The organism is Lentilactobacillus hilgardii DSM 20176 = ATCC 8290, from assembly GCF_000159315.1.
In the GTDB taxonomy this organism is placed as follows: domain Bacteria; phylum Bacillota; class Bacilli; order Lactobacillales; family Lactobacillaceae; genus Lentilactobacillus; species Lentilactobacillus hilgardii.
Genome location: NZ_GG669993.1, coordinates 541,092 through 557,933, shown reverse-complemented (window position 1 = coordinate 557,933; position 16,842 = coordinate 541,092). Strand labels below are relative to the sequence as shown.

Annotated in this window: 16 protein-coding genes, 1 tRNA gene and 1 pseudogene; 15 read left to right on the top strand and 3 right to left on the bottom strand. The window is 39.4% G+C overall.

Annotated features, from left to right (window positions below; genetic code table 11):
* The 11 genes and pseudogenes from HMPREF0519_RS14360 to HMPREF0519_RS13330 form a co-directional block, all read left to right on the top strand.
* The coding region (locus HMPREF0519_RS14360) for a S53 family peptidase (RefSeq protein WP_004561655.1) at positions 1-1,167 on the top strand (1,167 nt) is incomplete at its 5' end.
* A 17-nt stretch (positions 1,168-1,184) separates the two neighbouring features.
* Positions 1,185-1,892 (top strand): CPBP family intramembrane glutamic endopeptidase, encoded by a 708-nt coding sequence (locus HMPREF0519_RS06760; RefSeq protein ID WP_004561653.1) that lies wholly within the window; start codon positions 1,185-1,187, stop codon positions 1,890-1,892.
* A gap of 21 nt (positions 1,893-1,913) precedes the next feature.
* Entirely contained in the window at positions 1,914-3,023 is a 1,110-nt protein-coding gene (locus HMPREF0519_RS06755) for a DmpA family aminopeptidase (RefSeq protein ID WP_003560831.1), read from the top strand.
* Positions 3,020-3,571 carry a C39 family peptidase gene (locus HMPREF0519_RS06750; protein WP_004561652.1) on the top strand — a complete coding sequence of 184 codons (552 nt, stop codon included), beginning with the start codon at positions 3,020-3,022 and terminating at the stop codon, positions 3,569-3,571. Before HMPREF0519_RS06755 ends, HMPREF0519_RS06750 begins: the two co-directional genes overlap by 4 nt.
* 127 nt (positions 3,572-3,698) lie before the next feature.
* The gene (locus tag HMPREF0519_RS06745; RefSeq protein ID WP_004561651.1) at positions 3,699-5,318 is read left to right on the top strand and encodes a peptide ABC transporter substrate-binding protein; all 1,620 of its coding nucleotides are present in this window, start codon (positions 3,699-3,701) and stop codon (positions 5,316-5,318) included.
* 14 nt (positions 5,319-5,332) lie between these two features.
* Entirely contained in the window at positions 5,333-6,418 is a 1,086-nt protein-coding gene (locus HMPREF0519_RS06740) for a dipeptide epimerase (protein WP_004561650.1), read from the top strand.
* A 721-nt stretch (positions 6,419-7,139) separates the two neighbouring features.
* Positions 7,140-8,285, top strand: a complete 1,146-nt coding sequence (locus HMPREF0519_RS06735) for an RNA-guided endonuclease TnpB family protein (protein WP_225429191.1) — start codon at positions 7,140-7,142, stop codon at positions 8,283-8,285.
* Positions 8,286-8,479: 194 nt separating this feature from the next.
* Positions 8,480-9,370: a C40 family peptidase gene (locus HMPREF0519_RS06730; protein WP_004561648.1), complete on the top strand. Its 891-nt coding sequence runs from the start codon at positions 8,480-8,482 to the stop codon at positions 9,368-9,370.
* A complete protein-coding gene (locus tag HMPREF0519_RS06725; RefSeq protein ID WP_004561647.1) occupies positions 9,367-10,119 on the top strand; it encodes a serine hydrolase in 753 nt (250 codons plus the stop codon). Before HMPREF0519_RS06730 ends, HMPREF0519_RS06725 begins: the two co-directional genes overlap by 4 nt.
* 766 nt (positions 10,120-10,885) lie before the next feature.
* Positions 10,886-11,285: pseudogene (locus tag HMPREF0519_RS13685) on the top strand (RNA-guided endonuclease TnpB family protein); the annotation flags it as partial.
* Between the two features lie 68 nt (positions 11,286-11,353).
* Entirely contained in the window at positions 11,354-11,626 is a 273-nt protein-coding gene (locus tag HMPREF0519_RS13330) for an aldehyde dehydrogenase family protein (protein ID WP_311319213.1), read from the top strand.
* Between the two features lie 112 nt (positions 11,627-11,738).
* Here the strand turns inward: HMPREF0519_RS13330 and HMPREF0519_RS06720 are convergent, their stop codons facing one another.
* Positions 11,739-12,191 (bottom strand): MarR family winged helix-turn-helix transcriptional regulator, encoded by a 453-nt coding sequence (locus HMPREF0519_RS06720; RefSeq protein WP_003554409.1) that lies wholly within the window; start codon positions 12,189-12,191, stop codon positions 11,739-11,741.
* A gap of 130 nt (positions 12,192-12,321) precedes the next feature.
* Here HMPREF0519_RS06720 and HMPREF0519_RS06715 point away from each other — a divergent pair, with 130 nt between their 5' ends.
* On the top strand, positions 12,322-13,020 hold the full coding sequence (locus HMPREF0519_RS06715) for a DUF2238 domain-containing protein (protein ID WP_004561645.1): 699 nt from the start codon (positions 12,322-12,324) through the stop codon (positions 13,018-13,020).
* Positions 13,021-13,046: 26 nt separating this feature from the next.
* Positions 13,047-13,130 (top strand) — tRNA-Leu (locus HMPREF0519_RS06710).
* Between the two features lie 146 nt (positions 13,131-13,276).
* Here HMPREF0519_RS06710 and HMPREF0519_RS06705 read toward each other — a convergent pair.
* A complete protein-coding gene (locus tag HMPREF0519_RS06705; protein WP_003554407.1) occupies positions 13,277-13,591 on the bottom strand; it encodes a SemiSWEET family transporter in 315 nt (104 codons plus the stop codon).
* A 319-nt stretch (positions 13,592-13,910) separates the two neighbouring features.
* Between HMPREF0519_RS06705 and HMPREF0519_RS06700 the strand changes: the two genes are divergently transcribed.
* The gene (locus HMPREF0519_RS06700; RefSeq protein WP_004561643.1) at positions 13,911-14,351 is read left to right on the top strand and encodes a universal stress protein; all 441 of its coding nucleotides are present in this window, start codon (positions 13,911-13,913) and stop codon (positions 14,349-14,351) included.
* Positions 14,352-14,484: 133 nt separating this feature from the next.
* On the opposite strand, the gene HMPREF0519_RS06695 is transcribed toward HMPREF0519_RS06700, so the two are convergent.
* On the bottom strand, positions 14,485-14,733 hold the full coding sequence (locus HMPREF0519_RS06695; RefSeq protein ID WP_003560803.1) for a hypothetical protein: 249 nt from the start codon (positions 14,731-14,733) through the stop codon (positions 14,485-14,487).
* Between the two features lie 222 nt (positions 14,734-14,955).
* Here HMPREF0519_RS06695 and asnB point away from each other — a divergent pair, with 222 nt between their 5' ends.
* Entirely contained in the window at positions 14,956-16,836 is a 1,881-nt protein-coding gene (gene asnB / locus HMPREF0519_RS06690; protein WP_003554404.1) for an asparagine synthase (glutamine-hydrolyzing), read from the top strand.
* The last annotated feature ends 6 nt before the right edge of the window (positions 16,837-16,842 follow it).

Below are 16,842 nucleotides of genomic sequence, written 5' to 3'. Positions count from 1 at the left end.
ATTTCGTTTGCCAACTATCATCCAAGTGATGCTTATCGGTATTGGAACGGCATGGGGATTGATGTCAAATCAAGCAGGCTAAGTAATTATCGGACTAATGGCTATAAGGGGTCATGGAACGGGTATAACGAAACAACGATTGACGTTGAACAGGCAGGGGCAATTGCACCAGATAGTAATATTCGAACATACATAGGTAAATCGGATATCACAGGAATGGTGAATTCACTTGCTGCCGCTGTTGGACAAAATGTTGTTGACGTTTTATCCCTCAGCTGGGGGCAAAGTGAAGCTCAGGTTGCTTATGAAATTAAGCAGGGAGTCACACCAGCAAAATATAATCAAATTATGAACCTGCTGTTTGAGCAGGCTGCCGCTCAAGGCATTAGTGTTTTTGCGGCTAGTGGTGATAATGGTGCGTATGATGGGATTTCCAGCGGTAATACATCTCTTAGCGTCGATACACCCGCCAATTCGCCGTATGTTACTGCCGTCGGTGGGACAACGTTGCCTCGGACGTATACAGTTAATAAGCAAACGGTAAAAATTGAAAAAGAACGCGCTTGGGCGTCTGAGTTTCTATATCCTAATTATAAAAGTCAAAAATTTTTGGGGTTTGAAGATTGGGTAGAAACCTTCTTTGCCGGAGGAGGTGGCGGGTTTAGTAAGTATAATGCAGTGCCTAAATATCAATCAGGGTTCAGTGGTATCGGAACCTATGATGCGACTAGGCTGTGGTCTTTTAAAAATGGTAAAGCAAAACTTCTCGATACGCCTGTTAATATAAGTGGTAAGAGCAAGGGGCGAAATGTACCTGATTTGTCGGCAAATGCCGATCCTAATACGGGGTACTCTATCTTTATTACGCCTAAAAAAGATTCTTCAGCGACAGGTGAATGGGAAATATCAGGTGGTACCAGTGTCGTAGCGCCACAAATCGCAGCCGCAAGCATTTTAATGTCAAATAATTCGGCTGGTAGACTTGGCTTTTGGAACCCTCAAATTTATCGATTTGCGTCTCAATCCAACTCTCCTTTTACAGTGTTGGATAGTCGGACAAATAACACAAACTTGTACTATACAGGTCAGCCCGGTAAACGATATAACCAGGCAACGGGTTTGGGAACGGCTGATTTCAGTAAATTAGATAAACTATTTAATTCATAAAAATCTGGGAGGATTGTATGGACGAGAATAAAAGATTAAAAGCAGGAGATTATTTTGAACGTATCGGTATCTTTGTTGGATTAGTGATTATTGTGATATTCGTGCAATTCCCACTATCATTTATTATGATGGGAGATTTTTCACACTTGGTTAACAATATCATTGCAGTGGTATATATATTAGGGTTCGTCCTTGCAATTGCGGTTGCTGGATATTTTTATCGAAAATATGCGCACCCCCAAAAAATGTCATTAACAAGCCGAGATATTTCGATGATCTTTATTGCTTACGTGTCTTTCTTTGTTGTGCAAATTGGCTTAGGGCTATTAAATCAGGCAATTTATCATCAAAGTTCAACAGCTAATAACAAGATTATTTATCAATATATGAATACAAACCATCTGACATTAATTTTGATGGGGTTCACTGCGGTCTTTTGTTCACCGATTCTGGAGGAATTAGTATTTCGTGGTTTTTTAATCGGTTCAATGTTTACAGCAAATACCCGGGTTGCTGCAGTAATTGTCAGTGGTGTTTTATTTGCCTTTCCACATATGGAAGATTTCAATGTGATCAGTTTCTTGACATATGCAATATTAGGCGGCACCTTAGCGTATTTGTACGTTAGAACTAAGAACATAAAAGTACCAATCGGGTTACATTTTTTAAATAATTTGATTGCAATGGGCATGATGCTGGTGCAAATTGTACTAAATAGTCGTTGAGTTTAATGGGAGGTAACTAAAATGGGACTTCAAGTGCCGCTTTTAAATGATGTATCGCAAGGAATCAAGGGAAACCTTAATTTAATAACGGATGTTTCCGGTGTAAAAGTGGGCCAGATTACCATTAATGATGGCGATGTCCACACTGGAGTTACCGCCATATTGCCACATACAGGTAATATGTTTCGAAGTAAAGTTCCGGCGGCGTCATATGTGATTAACGGCTTTGGCAAAAGTGTTGGTTTGGTTCAAATTGATGAACTGGGCACAATTGAAACACCAATTGTATTGACAAACACATTTGGCGTTGGAACTGCAATTAACGCTTTAACGAAGCGGATGCTGACTCAAAATATTGAAATCGGAGATACTACTAGTACGGTGAATCCGGTTGTGGCAGAATGCAATGATGGTGATGTATCAAATATTCGAAAAATGTATTTGAGTGAAGATGATGTGTATAGTGCGTTGGACGCGGCAGCCGATCAATTTGAGGAGGGGGCTGTTGGAGCAGGCCGGGGTATGATGTGTTATGACTTGAAAGGTGGCATAGGATCATCATCAAGAATTGTTAAAATTGATGATCAACATCAATATACGGTTGGCGCTTTGGTGATGACAAACTATGGTTATTTAACGGACTTCGTTGTGAATGGTGCTTCGGTAGGGCAACCACTTGCGCAGATGCTTGCAGCCGATAAAGAAAAAGAAGAAAAGGGATCGATTATTACCATTCTTGCAACGGATGCACCACTAAATTCACGTCAACTAAAGCGGATGGCCAAACGGGCAACTGTCGGTATCAACAGAACGGGTGGTTTTATTGGAAACGGTAGCGGTGAAATTGTTTTTGCCTTTTCGACGACCAATTTGGTTGAACATTTTTCTGAGAACCAGTTTGATAAAGTGATTCGATTTAATGACAATAAAATTGACTTATTTTTTAGAGCAACGGCTGCTGCTGTTGATGAGTCCGTTTTAAGTTCCTTGGTACATGCAAAATCCATTGTAGACCGAAAGGGACGCTTGCGTCTAAGTTTGATTGATGCAGCAAAAAAACTAGAGGAAAGCCAGCCTCGATATACAGATATGCTCGATATTATGTTCAAGCAATTAGGGGTGGCAAAATGACTCAGCAAGTTTTACTTGGGGTAGAAAACATCAGCCAGCTGTCGTGGGGCGCAATTAACGGTTGCGAAGCGGCCAGCTTGTTAGAAGGGTTTCATTTTAACCAGGAAGCCGTGGAAGTTAGTTATGGTGAATTTTTATTGGATATGCCAATCAGTCAGGATGGTAATCCTTATCATGGCTTTGGCGGCTCTCCCTTCAAAAACCAGTCTGGAAAGTTTGAAGCAATTTTTACCTGTCCTTTGATTGAATGGGGTCGAAAATATGGGATGCTCAGGGATTTAAGTGGCGCTAATTCCAGTTGGTTATTTGACGAGGTCCAAAGGGGCTATCCTGTTTTAACATATGTAACGGTCCATTTTGAACAGCCAAAATGGGAAAAATATCCTTTTGGGCTGGTACCTGTGAATAATCACGCGGTCATTTTAGATGGTTTTGATCAAAATCGGGTTCATGTGAGTGATCCAATTGATGGAAAATATTGGATGGCCAAAGAAAAATTTGAGACAATCTACTATTCCCGTAAAATGGCGGTTTCGCTAACTAAATAAATATGTAACAAAACCAGGCTTGATGAAAAATTCATTAAAAAAGCCTGTTTTTTTATAATATTTATGCTAAATTAGACTTTAAGTTAGGTTCGTTAAGAATCTCACATATTTTGAGGAGTGATTTATAATGCATATATCTCGTAACATATCGGTGTTAGCGAGTGTCGCTGGCATTTCACTGATTCTTGTTGGATGTGGTCAAAATTCTAGTCAACAAAAGAAGACGATTACAACGTCTACTGATTCTGAATTGACAACGGTTGACCCTTCCAAAACCACGGCTGTTGGGACTTTCAACGTTTTGAATAACGTTGATGAAGGGTTATTCCGTTTGGGTAAAGACAGTAAGGTCGAACCCGGAATTGCAACGTCCTCTACTGTTTCAAAGGATGGGAAGACGTATACGTTTAACCTTCGGAAAAATGCTAAGTGGAGTAACGGTGATCCTGTCACTGCCCAAGACTTTGTTTATTCGTGGCGAAGAACGCTTAACCCTAAGACGGCTTCACAGTATGGCTATCTATTTTCGGGCATTAAGAACGCGGATAAAATTCAAGATAAAAAAGCTGCCGTTTCGTCACTTGGCATTAAAGCTAACGGGAAATATAAGCTGACGGTGACATTAGAGCAACGAATTCCATACTTTAAATTGTTAATGGGATTTCCAGTCTTTTTCCCACAAGATTCGAAAACGGTTAATAAATATGGAAATAAATACGGGACTTCATCCAAGACGCAGGTTTACAATGGTCCGTTTACCTTAACTAAATGGACGGGAACAAATCTAAGTTGGACACTAAAGAAAAACAATCATTATTGGGATAAGAAAAATGTCAAACTTGATAATGTGAAGTTCAGCGTTGTTAAGGATCCATCAACCGGATTGAATTTGTTTAACGAAGGCAAGCTGGATATGGCTCAGTTGTCCGCAACCCAATCTAAGCAAATGAATAATAAAAAGGATCTTGTTTCACGTCAGCAATCTTCTAATTATTACATTGCCTTTAATCAAAAAATTAAAGCTTTCAAGAACCTGAAAATTCGTCAGGCCATGTCAATGATTATTAATCGACCAATGTTAGCTGATAAAGTTGTTTCAGGTGGTGCCATCAGTAATGATAGCTTCGTGTCTAAGGGACTGGCAGTATCACCTAAAGATGGGACTGATTTTACGAAAGACGTCACTGCTCCGGCTTCTATGAAATATAATCCAACCAAAGCCAAGCAACTCTTTAAACAAGGTTTGCAGGAGGTAGGTCTCAAGTCACTTCACTTTACGTTATTAAACTCTGATACTTATGATCAAAAACAATTAAGTGAATATTTACAAAGTGCACTTGAAAAATTGCCGGGACTTCATGTGACATTAAATAATATTCCGGGACGTGTCATCCTATCACGACAAGCGGATCATCAATTCCAAGCTACGGTTGCTAATTGGTTTGCGGATTTTTCGGATCCAATTACGTTCCTGAATATTTTAACGTCGACTAATCCAAGTAATATTTCGCGCTGGAAGAATTCGGAATACGATAAATTAATCGATGCAAGTAATAATGATGATGGTGGGAATGCACAAGCGCGTTGGGATGATATGGTCAAGGCCCAAAACCTTGCATTGAATGATCAGGCTATAATCCCACTTTATCAATCTGGTGAAAAATGGATGATTAAATCAAGCGTAAAGGATGTCGTTTACAATACGGCCGGCGCAAACTATAACTTTAAAAATGCTTATATCAAGTAAGGAGGTAGCTATTCGTGACACCGGTCATTAAAAAGATTGAGATCAGTGAGGCTGCAGTTCCTCTAAAAAGACCGTTTGTAACCGCTCTAAGGACGGTTACAACTGCTCGGACACTCATTGTAAAGGTGGAAGACAGTAGCGGCCTGATAGGCTTAGGAGAGGCATCACCGACACCTGTTATCACTGGTGATAGTGTGTCGAGTATTAAAGAAGCAGTTAATGAAATCATTGGACCAAAACTAATTGGAAAATCTTTGGTGAATTCCGAGGACATTAAGGCAACAATTGACCAATCGATGGTTCATAACTCAAGTCCGAAGGCTGCATTAAACATTGCGGTTAATGATTTAATTGCCCAGCACTATCAGGTTCCTTTGTATCAACTGTTGGGAGGATATGCCGACAAAATTCAAACAGATTACACAGTCAGTGTCGGGACAACCGACAAAATGATTGCGCAGGCTAAAGAATTAATGAATGCCAGTTTTTCAACTTTAAAAATTAAGGTTGGCAGTGACTCGGAATCTTCAGATGTTGAAAAGGTTGCGGCCATTCGAAAAGCAGTTGGCCCATCGGTCAATATTCGGTTGGATGCAAATCAAGGATGGCATTATAAACAGGCTGTGTCGGCGATTAATCAAATGGCGAAGCTGGGCTTGGATATTCAGTTGGTGGAACAGCCGGTTGCTGCTACGGATTTCGAAGGGATGGCTTACGTCACTCAGAATACGCAAACATTAATCATGGCAGATGAAAGTATTTTTTCCGTTCAGGATGCACAGCGTTTGATTTCAATGAACGGCTGCGATTTGATTAATTTAAAGTTAATGAAGGCTGGAGGCATCGATAATGCCCTGAAAATCAATACGCTTGCCGAGACAGCCGGTATACCCTGCATGGTTGGTAGTATGATCGAGTCATCTGTTTCGGTAACGGCTGCTGCACATTTAGCCGCTGCAAAGGAAAATGTGAAATATGTGGATCTTGATGCCTCAATGATGTTTTCCAGCAATCCCGTTAAGGGTGGTATATCCAATAAAGCTAATCAAATTTTTTTGCCACATTTTGCTGGACTTGGATTTGCACAACTGTCAAAATAATTGGTTTTTAACGGCAAAAAATTTTGAATCAATTTATATCAAAATATAAAGGGTAAAATTGTTCATTTAATTTAACTATTGAATGATTTAGCTGTAATCGCGTGTTTCTATACGGATAAATCATTGATTTTTTTATGGGAAGTTGGGTCGAAATTATTTTTTGATCCAATTTTTTATGAGATAGGGCCAGAAAACACGTTCTTTTAAGGACGTGTTTTCTTGTCCCGTTTTTACGGCTAATAAACGATAATTACCTGCAATAAATTTCCTTGTTTTATGAATTTACGTACACAGTAACGTTCTTTATATGCTATAATTTTTATTAAAAAAAGTACAATAGATTAATATATGACCAAATCTCGTTGCATAACGTGAATTACCATAACGCATAAGAGTAGCAGTTTTTAACCAGACACAGTGGGAAAGTTTTCAAACTCCTGGTTGACGGAACCGCCGATGAACCCGGTTTTTAAATTGTTCATCTGAAGATGGTCAAGATGGTCAGGTTCAACTACTAGTGAGCGTGCCTAAACAGCATGACTGACATCAGTGTCCGAAGTTGTCGACAAGTGGGGCAACCAAAGGATCGGGGCTGTCAATCAATAGGCAATCGCTAAGTCCCTTGACGATCAACGCAAACGAGAAAAATAACAAGAGGAGGTATCGTATGACCACGTTGGTTAAAGGGGTTAAACTGCGCTTATACCCTAACTAAGCACAAATCAATCAATTATGGCAACTATTTGGCAACGATCGGTTTGTTTGGAATCAAATGTTAGCGACGGCTAATAAACGTTATGAAAATAACCCGAAAAGTCAGTTTGTTGGTGAATACGATATGAATTATCTGCTTAAACGGTTTAAGCAAGAGTACCCTTTCCTCAAAGCGAGTGATTCCACCAGCTTATTTGTGGTTAACCATAACCTTGCGATTGCCTTTAAGAACTTGTTTCAACATCGGGGTGGTCATCCCCGGTTTAAGTCCCGCCATAGCGCTAAGCAAGCCTATACCGGGCAATCAATCTGCGTCGTAGAGGCTAAGCAGCGTTTAAGATTGCCCAAACTCGGGAGTATTCGGACCAGCAAGACTAACCAATTAGCCGACGCCAAAATTAAGCGCTACACGATTAGTCATGACGCAACGGGGCGCTACTACCTTTCCCTGCAGGTCGAAACCGAAGTTCACGACTTGCCGAAGACTCACCAAATGGTGGGCTTGGATATGGGCGTTGCCGATTTAGCGATTGACTCTAACGGGGTTAAGTACGGGACCTTCAAGGCTAAGTGGTTCGAAAAGCAAGCGACGCGTTGGCAATCCAAGTTTAGCCGGCGCAAGCAGCGGGCAACCGTGGCGATGCGTCAATGGAATCATCACCATCAATTATCCAAGCTGGCACTCAATGATTATCAAAATTGGCAACGGGCTAAAATGACCAAAGCGCGTTATCAAGCGAAAATTGCCAACCAGCGCAAAGACTACCTCCATAAACTGACGACGGCCTTAGTTAGAAACTATGATGTGATTGTGATTGAGGATTTGAAAACCAAAAATCTGATGCGCAATCACCATCTAGCCCAGTCCATCGCAAACGCCAGTTGGTCTCAATTCCGGACCATGCTTGAATATAAGTGTGCCTGGTACGGTAAGCAATTAGTGGTGGTGAGCGCCAGGAACACTTCCCGAATCTGTTCAGCGTGCGGTCAGAATGATGGACCCAAGCCTTTAGCTATTCGAGAATGGACGTGTTCTGAATGCCGAACGCATCACGACCGAGATATTAATGCGGCAGTTAATATCCTTAATTGCGGACTAAAAGCTATTGGTCAGGAACTAGCCATGGTAAAAGAGCGAAGTTCTGTAAGTTAGGTTTTCGGTATACCGATGTAACAGCCTAAATACTACTTCGTGTTCCCAGAAGCTCAGTCATTCATGGCCGAGTAGTTCACTTGCTTATGATTATCTATTTGGATAAAACAGGGTCAATTGGTCCAGGAAGTCGAACTTATTTATTGAAAGTCAAATTCGTGGTATCATAATAAAAAACGAATGGGGGTGTCACGGTGGAAACAAGACGTGTTAAAGTGCCTGTGGCAACTATCTGGAAGTCAAAAAGCGCACCGCGTCCGGTCGATGAACCGGCCTTAAATGGTGATGGCAAGAAATGGGTTACTCAAATGAGTAATGAACAATCTGTAAAACTCAGTGACGATGATCTTTTGGAGACCCAAGCATTGTTTAATGATGAATTGATTATTGATCATTTTGATGGCGATTGGGCAAAGGTCTTTGTCAGCAATCAGAAGGATGACTCTGATTCAAGAGGATATCCGGGATGGGTTCCAACAAAACTGTTGAGTGACCAGCAAATTACCTACCCGCCAGTTACGTCAACGGTTCGGGTTGCTGCCAAGTCTGCACAATTGTATGATGCAAACAAAAAACCGTTGATAGAAATTAGTTTAGGGACAATTTTACCTGAAGTAGGCATTGATGGTGATTATCTTGAGGTCGCAACACCTTTAGGCAAGGCGTACCTTGATAAACAAGCATCAGTTTTACCTGTTTCGGGTCAAAATTCTGGTGAAACAATGGTTGAAATGGCTCGTCAATTTCTCGGCATGCGTTATCTTTGGGGTGGCATCAGTTCTTACGGATTTGATTGCTCGGGACTGGTTTATAGTATGCATCGGGTCTTAGGATTTGATATTCCAAGAGATGCTGATGATCAACATGATGGCGGAATGCCGGTTGCACCAGAAGCTATTTTACCGGGAGACTTAGTATTCTTTGGATATGATCATGGGCGTGGCTATGTCCATCATGTGGGCATGTATATAGGTGAAGGTAAAATGATTGAATCACGGACACCTGGAAAAACGATTGATATTGCAAGCCTCACTGAGCCCAAATTTGCTTCTGAATTTGCAGGCTTTCGGAGATATTGGCGATGAGTAAAGATGAGTTTCAGCTAATTCAAAATTTAGTTTCAAAAGCTCCTGAAACAATTGGTTTGATTATCAAAGTTAATCATGAGCAAAAGCTGGCTGTTAATGCAAATAAAGCATTTCGGTCGGCTTCTTTGATTAAGCTGGCTATCTTAAATGATGTATTGGATAGTCATTTTGATTTGGATAAAGAAGTTCATGTACGGAGGGATAAATTAGTTGGCGGGGCCGGTGTTTTACAGCTCCTTTCCGAAAGAATATTCCAACTGAAAGATCTTCTGGCTTTGATGATCAGTGTTTCTGATAATTCGGCTACTAATTTGGTTATTGACCTTATTGGAATGGATCATGTTAATCAATATTTATCTAAAATGGGATTTTATAAAACCCGTCTTAATAGGTATTTGATGGATACAAATGCTTTAGAAAATGGAAAAGATAACTATACAACACCTGCCGAAAGTCAAAGGCTGTTAGAAATGGCCATTGCTAATCATCCAATGACAAAGACCTGGTTTTTGAATCAACAATTCCGATATAAGCTACCCGGTGATTTTGATGAGACAGGTAATGGCATTCAAGTTTATAATAAAACCGGTGAAGGTTATCAGATTGATCATGATGTAGCAGAATTTGTATATGGCAATAAGGTGATTTCCATTGCATTATTGACATTTGGATCAAGAAGTAGAATGAACACAATCCGGTTGTTTAATGACGTTGGAAAGCTGGGTGCAGACTTCCTTAGCCGTTAGTTTGATTGTTCTTTACTCGTCTGTTTTTGATATAGTGGCAGTGGCTGGGACATAAGTCCAAAAAACATTACTTTTTAAAAAGATCCCGTGAAATCAGCGTTTTTTAAGCTGATTTCACGGGATCTTCACTTTAAGGTAGGAACGTTGTGGTATTGATTTTTAACTATTTTCCCAACCTCCTTTTTTACGTCCAATGAACGCTTATCATCATTACCTGCCAATAAATTTCCTTATTTTATGAATTTACGTGTACGGTAACATTTTTTAATATGCTATAACAATTATTTAAAAAGTACAAATAGATTAGTGTATGGCCAAATCTGGTTGCATAATCCGATTTGCCATTACACACGGGGGAACCAAGTATCAAAACGTGACTTTAACTGGGCACGTTGAAAGGGCTTTTAAACGCATGGCTGACGAAATCGCTGATGAATATGTTTTGAAATCTCTGCCCTCCTACTAGTTAGGCGCACCATCTAAACGATCAGTCACTGACCTGGTTTGATGGCTAAAGGGCATGACGGTTTTTCAACTATTCTGTCAGTGTTCGCAGCTACCTACTAATGATTGGCAACCAAAGGATCACCACTGGTGGTCGCCGAGTGACGATGTCGAAATCATCCTGTCAATGAACAGGCAGTTACTAAGAGCCTTGACGATCAACGCAAACGAGAGGAGGTCTTGTATGACCACGGTGGTTAAAGGGGTTAAGCTGCACTTATAACCCCAATTAGGAACAAACCGGTCAGTTGTGGCAACCATTTGGCAACGGGCTAAAATGACCAAAGCGCGTTATCAAGCTAAAATTGCCAACCAGCGCAAAGATTACCTGCATAAACTGACGACGGACTTAGTTAGAAACTATGATTGTGATTGAGGATTTGAAAACCAAAAATCTGATGACAATCACCATCTAGCCAAGTCAATCGCTAATGCCAGTTGGTATCAACATGCTTGAATACAAGTGTGCCTGGTACAGTAAGCAGTTACTGGTGGTGAGCGCCAGGAACACGTCCCAAATCTGTTCAGCGTGCGGTCAGAATGACGGCGCTAAACCCTTAACTATTCGGGAGTGGACGTGTTCTAAATGCCGGACTCATCATGACAGAGATATTAATGCGGCAGTTAATATCCTTAATTGCGGACTGAAAGCTATTGGTTAGGAACTAGCCGTGGTAAAAGAGCGAAGTTCTGTAAGTTGGGGTTTCGGCATACCGATGTAACAGCCTAAATACTACTTCGTGTTCCCGGAAGCTCGGCCATTCATGTCCGAGTAGTTCACACAAAAGATGGTGCCAAGGCACTTCGAGTGATTAAGGAAATCCGTGCAGGCATTACATGGATAAATTGTTACAACCCAACATTTAACGAAGCTCCTTGGGGTGGCTATAAAATGAGTGGTATTGGTCGTGAATTGGGTGAAGATGGTCTTCTAGAGTATCAAGAAACAAAACAAATTAATATCAATTTAAATCCTGGACCAGTGGGATGGTATGAACACTAGACATTGTTTGTAAATAGCAAAATAGCTAAAAAACGTTTCGAATGGCAGTCCCTGCTAGTAGTAGGAATGAACCGATTCGAAACGTTTTTATTGGTAAAAATATTAAACTTAATTATTTGTCTGCATTGTTGTATGAATCAAGATGTTCATCCAGCATTGTTAGGGCAGTTGTACAATCTTCAATTTGTTCATTGGACAGTTGCAGTAAATCTTGACAACTGTTAACACGATCATAGACAGTATCTCGTTGCTCCAGTGCCTTATCGGTTAATTGAATGATAACTGTTCTTTCATCTTGAGGGCTTCTAGTCCGAGTGATCCATCCATGACTTTCAAGTCGTTTTAACAAAGGTGTTAAAGTGCCACTATCCAGATGAAGATGTTTACCGATCTTCTTAACGGACATTGGTGCGTTTTCCCAAAGGGTTAACAAAGCAATGTACTGTGGGTAGGTCAAGTTAAAAGGTTTTAAGGCGTCTTGGTAAAACTTATTGAATTTTTTATTGGCAGTATAGATCTGAAAACATAACTGGGTGTCAAGTCTGATTGGTTGTGTTTCTGGCATTTGGTTCAACTCCGTTCGCGTAGTGTATAATAACATTGTAAATTATTTTGTTTTAAAAGCAAGGCATTTATTTTAACAACGATTAAATTGTAGTCGATTATCTAACTTGGTTAAGGGGGATTTTTACATAATGCAAATGAGCAAAATTAGATTCAGTACATGGCTTTGTGTTATTAGCGTTATTTCTATGATTGGATATTTAGGTTATTATGGGTACTGGCTTTTTAGAGGTCAGCCAAAGTTTTCAAACCAATCACTGCTGCTAATTGAGGTTGGCATTGGAATTATAATTGCAATGTTACCCTTCTTCATTGAATGGGTTGGCCATTTTTATTTTCCACAAGTGGAATTAATTTTCTTTTACATTTTCCTATACATGTCTATCTTTCTAGGGTCAGGTCTGCAATTCTATGGTGTTCAATATTGGGATAAGTATGAACATATCTTGTCCGCAATTATGCTGGCTGGTTTAGGATATGCTATTTTTCAGGGTATTTCTCGATCAAGAAGGAATGCTTGGGATATGCCATTTTTGATGAGTCTGTTTTCATTTACATTTGGCGTTACATGCGGTGTCTTTTGGGAATTTTATGAATTTACAGCAGATGGCCTTGCCGGATTGAATCTCCAGCGGTATGAAGCTGCAGGTCGGATGCTGATTGGTAGAGCAGCACTTATGGATACAATGACTGATTTGATTTCAGATGTAGTTGGGGCACTGTTAATGGCAGTTATTGGATATCTTTTGATGAAGAGAGATCCTAATGCAAGCCGATTCTTGGTATTTCGATCAAAACGTCAAAATATCTTTTCAAGTTACAACTTTTAGTGTAAAATAAGATATGTTGTTTTGTTGCCCCAATGGCGGAACTGGCAGACGCGCAGCGTTCAGGTCGCTGTTTGAGTAATCAAGTACAGGTTCGAATCCTGCTTGGGGCATATTGATAACGTATTGAAGATTCTTTTAAAAGAGATCCCGTTAAACTAACGTTTAGCGAGGTCTCTTTTTTGTAACTAACACTAGAAAACATAAAAAGAGCGGTTGGACAAAATTTAGGCTTGTCACAACCACTCCATCATGCTTATTAATGAATGTAGACTGTCAGTACTGTTATCATTCCGAAAATGACGCCAGGGACGTTAGATATAATGACTGGCCAATCTTTATAAGTTTTAAACCAACCATATCCGACCCATAAAATGGCATTTACCATGGCTACAAGCGGCTGAATCGGAGAAACCGGATGACCAGAAAAGTTAGCTATGATTTCTGGGATATAAGAAACATACATCGAAATGCAGGTGAAGGTTGCTATTTTGCCTAATAGTTTGATCTTTTTGACATGATTAGGATTAAGGGCTTTTTCTCCTTCTGGATATTTTGAAGTATCGAAACGCATGTTGTATTCTCCTCTTTCGTAAATTACTTTTAACTAATACTCTATTGCCATTTAAAAAGTTTTTCTAAATATTGATGTCTCGCTTTAGCGACAATTATTTGATAGAATATCATGTTATTGTATTTATTTTTAATTCTTTAGTCATACTTAAAGACTTCTTAATGATTAACAATACCATTTTTCTAGAAAAATGAATAATCGTCTTCTATTGTGATTAATTGTATAATTTAAGCCCTACTAATTGCTTTTATTTAATAAAAACAGCATTATAATAATTGTAGAGACGTTGATTACGCTTACACAGAAAGGATGAGACACGATGTATGAACACATTCTTATACCACTTGATGGTAGTCGTAACTCGAAGCAGGCACTAGAAGAAGCAATTAGTTTGGCAAAAAAGTTTGATTCAAAGCTGAGTTTGTTAACAGTTATTAATAATACAAACTTTTATTATGGTGCAGGTGCAGCGGGAATGCCACCCAGCATGTATGATGATCAGAAGAAGATGGCTGATAAGATATTAAGTGACGCTAAAAAGTATGTTGATGAGCAAGGAGTCTCATATGAAACATCAGCAGATGTTGGTAATCCAAAAAACATTATTGCCCATATTTATCCTGATCAGCATGGGATTGACCTGATTGTGATTGGCAAGTCAGGGGTTGATGCTTTAAACCGATTACTAATTGGTTCAACGACTGCTTACGTTGTCAGAAATGCAACAACCAAAGTGTTGGTTGTTAACACTAAAGACTAGTCAGATTGACAATGCGGTTCATTTAAGAGCGGCTTATTGAATGTTTTAAATAAAGAGCATCTATCAAACACTTGAATGAAAAATGTTTGATAGATGCTCTTTATTTAAAAACGAAAGGATTTCAAGTGAACAATTAAAGTTTATCAGAAACACGGTATGGTTTTTCATTTGATTTGGAATCTGTATTGGTTTCATTACTGTGCGTAATCGCGTCATCAGCAAGAAAAATATCAAATGATTGGTTGTTCGCACCGTGAACAACCAACACTTTTTTGTCAGCTTCTTGTTTTTGTTTATAAATTTGGGCAGTTTTCACAGCTTCATTGTGGTCGTGAAAATTACCAATTGAGTCCCCCGGGTTAAAGAATACTATTTCATCCATAGGTACCGCTCCCTTCAATGCTTTTTCATACTCTTAAAACCAGTATAACTTATATTGGTGGTAAAATGAAATTCAAAGCCGGTTTGTTTGCACTGTGACGCCGGTTTTTTAAGAAAACATTATACTACTGGTAGCTGTGGCCGTTATCTGATAAAATAAAAACCGTTATGTTCGGTATTTAAGGCTAACAAAGTTAGATTTACAACAAAAGGGGAATTGATTATGTGTGGATTTGTTGGTTATGTTAACCAAAAAGATGTTCCTGAAGGTACAATTAATGACATGGCAGACAGAATTAAGCATCGTGGTCCGGATGACGAGGCTTATTTTGCAGACGAAAACGTATCAATGGGATTTCGACGACTTTCCATCATTGATTTAGCCCACGGTCGTCAGCCGATGTTCAATGCTGACCAGACAAAGGTACTAACTTTTAATGGTGAAATATACAATTACAAAGAAATTCGAGAAGAACTTCGTGATCTTGGATACGAATTCAAGACCGATGTTGATTCTGAAGTTTTAGTTTATGGGTATGAAGAATGGGGACCGGCACTTCTTGATAAATTAAGAGGAATGTTCGCGTTCGTTATTTATGATAAAAAAAATAATGAAGTATTTGGCGCAAGAGATCATTTTGGCATTAAACCGCTTTATTACTATGACGATGGAGACACATTCCTTTGGGGATCTGAAATAAAAGCTTTTCTCGAGCATCCAAATTTTAAAAAAGAACTCAATTTACGCCTCTTACCAATCCATTTGAGCTTTGAGTTTATTCCTTCAAGAGAAACGATGTTTAAGAACGTTTATAAATTGCTCCCCGGTCAATATTTCCTTCATAAAGATGGCAAGACCGAAACACATCGTTACTATAAATTCAATTATGATCATATTGATAACAGCCAAACAATTGAAGGCGATGCTGATAAAATCCAAAAGATTGTTGATGATTCAGTTAAGGCCCACATGATTGCGGATGTTGAAGTCGGTAGCTTCTTATCAAGCGGAATTGATTCAAGTTATGTATTAAATGAAGCAGCAAAGCTTAAGCCAATTCAATCATTTTCAATTGGGTTCCATCATTCTAAATATAGTGAATTGGCATGGTCGACAGAATTTGCCAAGACAATTAAACAAAAAAACACCCCGATTTACATGGATGGCGATGATTACTTTAATTTCCTGCCAACCATGATGTATTACATGGATGAGCCACTGTCTAATCCAGCAGCAATTCAACTTTATTATTTGTCAAAAGAAACTTCTAAACACGTTAAAGTTGCATTGTCAGGTGAAGGCGCCGATGAGTTCTTCGGTGGCTACAATACGTATTTGGAATCGATTCCTTTTGACCGTTATCAAAAATATGTACCGAAACCGGTTAGAAAGGGACTAGCTGCTGTTGCCCGTAAATTGCCTCGTTTCCATGGTAAACGTTTCTTGGTCAGAGGGGCACAACCCTTGAGCGAACGATACTATCGGGTTAATTACGTCTTTAATTATGACGATCGCAGCAAAGTGCTTAAAGATCCTTCAATTAATGTTGATTCCGGTTCCTATACCAAGCATATTTTTGATGATGTCGCTGGTAAGGATGAGATGACACAGATGCAGTACTTTGATATTAATACCTGGTTGCCATACGATATTTTACACAAGGCTGACCGAATGAGTATGTGTAATTCATTAGAGGTTCGAGTACCTTTGGTTGATAAAAAGGTTGCTGAGTTTGCTTCTACAATGCCGGTTAAGACTCGAATTACACCTGAAGAGACTAAGATTGCGTTGAGAACGGCTGCTGAGCGAGAGATGCCTAAAAAGACTGCTTTAAAGGAAAAACTAGGCTTCCCTTCACCAATTGCCAGTTGGATTAATGATCCGAAATATCATGAACGGATTGTTCATGAATTCCATTCAGATACAGCCAAAAAGTTCTTTAACGTTGATCAGCTGGATTTCCTGCTTAAGCAGCATGCCGAGGGTAAGTCCAATATGCAAAAGATTTTTACGATCTATACGTTTATCTTGTGGTATCAGATTTACTTCCCTGAAGATACCACTGAAGACACAGTTAAATTGGTTCACCGTACCAAGATTTAGAATTTG

What these genes read in the sequence shown, in the direction of transcription:
- HMPREF0519_RS06715 (WP_004561645.1), top strand. Translation starts at nt 12,322, where the DNA reads ATGCAAATGAGCAAAATTAGATTCAGTACATGGCTTTGTGTTATTAGC.
- asnB (WP_003554404.1), top strand. Translation starts at nt 14,956, where the DNA reads ATGTGTGGATTTGTTGGTTATGTTAACCAAAAAGATGTTCCTGAAGGT.
- HMPREF0519_RS06720 (WP_003554409.1), bottom strand. Translation starts at nt 12,191, where the DNA reads ATGCCAGAAACACAACCAATCAGACTTGACACCCAGTTATGTTTTCAG.
- HMPREF0519_RS06760 (WP_004561653.1), top strand. Translation starts at nt 1,185, where the DNA reads ATGGACGAGAATAAAAGATTAAAAGCAGGAGATTATTTTGAACGTATC.
- HMPREF0519_RS06695 (WP_003560803.1), bottom strand. Translation starts at nt 14,733, where the DNA reads ATGGATGAAATAGTATTCTTTAACCCGGGGGACTCAATTGGTAATTTT.
- HMPREF0519_RS06745 (WP_004561651.1), top strand. Translation starts at nt 3,699, where the DNA reads ATGCATATATCTCGTAACATATCGGTGTTAGCGAGTGTCGCTGGCATT.
- HMPREF0519_RS06750 (WP_004561652.1), top strand. Translation starts at nt 3,020, where the DNA reads ATGACTCAGCAAGTTTTACTTGGGGTAGAAAACATCAGCCAGCTGTCG.
- HMPREF0519_RS06700 (WP_004561643.1), top strand. Translation starts at nt 13,911, where the DNA reads ATGTATGAACACATTCTTATACCACTTGATGGTAGTCGTAACTCGAAG.
- HMPREF0519_RS06755 (WP_003560831.1), top strand. Translation starts at nt 1,914, where the DNA reads ATGGGACTTCAAGTGCCGCTTTTAAATGATGTATCGCAAGGAATCAAG.
- HMPREF0519_RS06705 (WP_003554407.1), bottom strand. Translation starts at nt 13,591, where the DNA reads ATGCGTTTCGATACTTCAAAATATCCAGAAGGAGAAAAAGCCCTTAAT.
- HMPREF0519_RS06725 (WP_004561647.1), top strand. Translation starts at nt 9,367, where the DNA reads ATGAGTAAAGATGAGTTTCAGCTAATTCAAAATTTAGTTTCAAAAGCT.